Origin of the sequence: Bradyrhizobium sp. PRIMUS42 (assembly GCF_023006515.1) — a bacterium.
Classification (GTDB): domain Bacteria; phylum Pseudomonadota; class Alphaproteobacteria; order Rhizobiales; family Xanthobacteraceae; genus Bradyrhizobium.
On the sequence record NZ_JALBGZ010000929.1, the window covers coordinates 1 to 2,097 of the forward strand.

Genomic DNA, 2,097 nt, shown 5'->3' on the forward strand with positions numbered 1-2,097 from the left:
CGCCGACTGGCCGAGCTCGGAAACGGCCAGCGTCGTGCTCCGCGTCGACGGCGGCATGACGGCGTCGGACTGGACCATGCAACGCCTCGCCGATCTGCTCGACGCCCCGGTCGATCGCCCCGTGATCCAGGAAACCACCGCGCTGGGCGCCGCCTATCTCGCCGGTCTCAACGCCGGCGTCTATCCTGAGCCGACCAAATTCGCCGACAATTGGCGCCTGGAGCACCGCTTCAAGCCGAACATGAGTCAGGCGACCAGGGAGCGGAAGCTTGCGGGATGGGCACGCGCGGTGAAGGGCGTGCTCGCGAGCGACGAGGGGGAGTAAAGCAGGATGGGTTGCGCGGCTGCCTCCACAGTATCATTGCGAGGAGCCCTTGCGACGAAGCAATCCCGACGCGGTCTGCGGAGGCGCTCTGGATTGCTTCGCTCCGCTCGCAATGACGGCGCGGATGCGTCCGTCGTCGCCGTTCGATTTCGATATGGCGCGTCGTGAAACGGGAATAAGAATGATCCTTCCCGACGGCTATTCCGACGTCCCCGCCGGCAAGATCGCAGCCGTCGTCACGCATCTGGAGATGATTGTACCTCCCGCGCGTCGCGACGATCCCCCCGGCGCCTGGACCCTGCGCAAGGTCGATGCGCCCGCGCTTCCCTGGTACCGCGATCTCTTCCGCCGCGTCGGCGAGGACTGGCTGTGGTTCTCGCGACCACGCATGAACGACACCGAGCTTGCCGCGATCATCCACGCACCGGGCATTGAAGTCTACGCACTGGTCGCGGACGGCCGCGACGAAGGCTTGCTCGAACTCGACTTCCGCGAGCCCGGCCAGTGCGAGCTGGTCTATTTCGGCGTCACCGCTGGGCTGATCGGCACCGGCGCCGCCCGCTTCCTGATGAACCGCGCGCTGGAGATCGCGTGGTCACGCAACGTCAGCCGCGTTTGGGTGCACACCTGCACTTTGGACCATCCGTCAGCAGTCGCGTTCTACCAACGCTCCGGCTTCCGCCCGTTCCGCCGCCAGATCGAGATTGCCGACGATCCGCGCCTCGACGGTACGGCGCCACGCGATGCGGCGCGGCATGTGCCGATCATCGACTCGCCGTAGCCCGGAAGAGTGCAGCGAAATCTGGGCTGAGTCGGTCTCTCCCCACCGTCATTGCGAGGAGCTCTTGCGACGAAGCAATCCAGACTGCCACCGCGGAGATTGCTTCGCTTCGCTCGCAATGACGGTGCGGGCGACGCTTCAAAACACCTCCTGCTTCCCCCGTGCCAGCGAAAATCCCCGCTGCATCGCATTGAAGCACGTCAGCCCGCTCTGCTCCGACCGGCACGTAAATCCCCCGCGCTGCCACACCTCGCCATAGGCCAGCACCTGCAGCGAGGGATCCATCACGGTGTCGCCGGCGCAGATGCGGCCCGCGGCTCCCTTCGCGCTCATCTCGAAGGCGTGGCCATAATCGAGCTCGCAATCGGCGGGGCGGCGCGGGCGGGTCTCCATGTTCATGATGTCGCAGCGGAGCACGCCCTGGCCGTTATCGCTGAAGAACTGGCAGACGATGTTTTTCGAGGGCGTCAGAAAGCCGATCGGGCGATCCTGGGCGCGGGCAGGGCTCGCCGCGGTGAGCACGGCGACGCCAAGTCCGATCATTGCATATCGCCGCATCATGCATGCTCCTGCGTCCGGCTCTGTCATGTCCGGACTTGATCCGGGCATCCATCCCTATTCTATAATGGGCTCGTGAAAAAGATGGGTGGCCGGGTCGAGCCCGGCCAGGACACGCGAGCGCGAACCATGTTCCTGATCGGCCAATATGATTCTCCCTTCGTCCGCCGCGTCGCGATTGCGCTGAAGCTTTACGGCCTCGCCTTCGAGCACAGACCGTGGTCGACCTTCGGCGATGCCGACCAGATCGCTCCGTACAATCCGCTGCGGCGCGTGCCGACCCTGGTGCTCGACGACGGCGAGGCGCTGATCGAGAGCACCATCATCCTGGATTATCTCGACGACCTCGTCGGCGACGCGAAGGCGATGCTGCCGCGGAGCGGCGCCGAGCGGCGCAAGCACTTGCGCATCTGCGCGCTCGCGTCCGGCCTCG

4 protein-coding genes are annotated in these 2,097 nt (G+C 65.7%); 3 read left to right on the forward strand and 1 reads right to left on the reverse strand.

Annotated features, from left to right (window positions below; translation table 11 throughout):
* Together MOV75_RS35785 and MOV75_RS35790 are read left to right on the forward strand one after the other, a co-directional pair.
* On the forward strand, positions 1–325 hold a 325-nt coding region (locus tag MOV75_RS35785), incomplete at its 5' end, for an FGGY-family carbohydrate kinase (protein ID WP_247007701.1).
* Between the two features lie 181 nt (positions 326–506).
* Positions 507–1,106: a GNAT family N-acetyltransferase gene (locus MOV75_RS35790; protein WP_247007703.1), complete on the forward strand. Its 600-nt coding sequence runs from the start codon at positions 507–509 to the stop codon at positions 1,104–1,106.
* 138 nt (positions 1,107–1,244) lie between these two features.
* Here the strand turns inward: MOV75_RS35790 and MOV75_RS35795 are convergent, their stop codons facing one another.
* The gene (locus MOV75_RS35795) at positions 1,245–1,667 is read right to left on the reverse strand and encodes a DUF6636 domain-containing protein (RefSeq protein WP_247007704.1); all 423 of its coding nucleotides are present in this window, start codon (positions 1,665–1,667) and stop codon (positions 1,245–1,247) included.
* Positions 1,668–1,793: 126 nt separating this feature from the next.
* On the opposite strand from MOV75_RS35795, the gene MOV75_RS35800 reads away from it, so the two are divergent.
* Positions 1,794–2,097: glutathione S-transferase N-terminal domain-containing protein (locus MOV75_RS35800; protein ID WP_247007705.1), on the forward strand; the 304-nt coding region annotated here is incomplete at its 3' end.

Excerpts from the sequence above, each read along its gene's own strand:
- MOV75_RS35790 (WP_247007703.1), top strand. The coding sequence starts at position 507 with ATGATCCTTCCCGACGGCTATTCCGACGTCCCCGCCGGCAAGATCGCA.
- MOV75_RS35795 (WP_247007704.1), bottom strand. The coding sequence starts at position 1,667 with ATGATGCGGCGATATGCAATGATCGGACTTGGCGTCGCCGTGCTCACC.